Raw genomic sequence first — 1,421 nt, 5'->3', positions numbered from 1 at the left:
ATTTTTAGAGAACTTAAAACGACTTATAGAAGGAGTATCCGGGAAAGTTCCTGTTATTGTATTTAAAATTTCTAATATTGATGATTTTAAGGCTATTTACCCTGAAGATTTGATATTAAATAAGATTAAAAATGTATTACAAAAGGTATTTAAAAATTTTATTGTAGGAAAAACATTAACAAATGAGTTTTTACTTGCAGGGATAACAAAAAATTTAAGACAGTTTGATGTTTTGTTGGATAAATTTAACAAAAAAATTTCAGAAGGACTAAAAATCGGTGGAAGTGTAATATTCCCAGCATTTAATATGGGTATATCACTTTATCCAAAAACATCTAAAGACCCACAAGAGCTTTTAAATCAGGCATTTATAGCGTTTTATGAATCTGTTAGAAAAGGTAAAAACCAGATAGTATGGTATTCTGAAGAAGTTCAGGACAAGTTTGAAAGAAATGAAAAAATTATAAAACTTTTACCAAACTCAATAAAAAACAAAGAATTAAAAGTTTTTTATCAGCCAATTGTAAGCTTGAAAGATAGAAAAATAATAGGTTTTGAAACATTGATAAGATGGTTTTCTAAAGAACTTGGATATGTTCCTCCAGGTGAATTTATACCAATAGCAGAAGAAACTGATTTTATTAAAAGTATAACTGAATTTGTAATAAAAAATTCTATTAAAGACATTTTAAAACTGGATGGAGAATATTTTGTATCTGTTAATTTCTCATCTAGAGAATTTGAAGACCGGAATTTTATCAATAATATTTTGAAGTATATTAACAAGTATAATTTCCCTTCCAAAAACTTCGTTGTTGAAATAACCGAACGAACAGCAATGAAAAATCCTGATTATACTAAAGAAATAATTCAGGAATTGAAAAAAAATGACTTTAAAATTGCTATAGATGATTTCGGAACAGGGTATTCAAACATGAATTATCTTATTGAATTTGATATTGATAAAGTAAAAATTGATAAAGACTTTGTCGTGGAAATAGCAAAAAGTACAAAACATTTAAATGTAGTTAAGTTGATAATTGAAATTTCGCATGAAATAAATGCTTTATCTCTTGCAGAGGGAATTGAAACAAAAGAAATATTGGATAAATTAATTCAACTTAATTGCGATGAAGGACAGGGATATTTATTTTCACCACCTTTACCATTTGATGAAATTAAAAATTTGATTGGAGATATTAATGAGAGACGAAAAGATTAAGTTTATTAAAGAAAAATTAATAGAGCTTGAGAGCTTGATAGGTAGTTTAGCATTAAAACTAATAGTTCAGCGTGTATTTTACGAAATGGATAAAAAAGGTTTCAATGTACCTGAGAATGTCCTTAACACAGATTTTAGCAATCTATCTGAAGATGAAATAAATAAGTTTTTTAAATACATAGTTATTTTAGTTGGGGAA

General features: G+C 26.5%; 2 protein-coding genes. Both read left to right on the top strand.

From position 1 onward, the window contains the following. A partial coding sequence (locus HG1285_RS01580; protein ID WP_008289361.1) for a GGDEF domain-containing phosphodiesterase occupies positions 1-1,222 on the top strand: 1,222 nt, incomplete at its 5' end. After that, the coding region (locus HG1285_RS01585; protein WP_008289360.1) for a hypothetical protein at positions 1,203-1,421 on the top strand (219 nt) is incomplete at its 3' end. The genes HG1285_RS01580 and HG1285_RS01585, both read left to right, overlap by 20 nt.

Source organism: Hydrogenivirga sp. 128-5-R1-1 (genome assembly GCF_000171895.1).
Note: the sequence above shows the minus strand (reverse complement) of the source record. Positions and strands in the feature narration are given on the sequence as shown.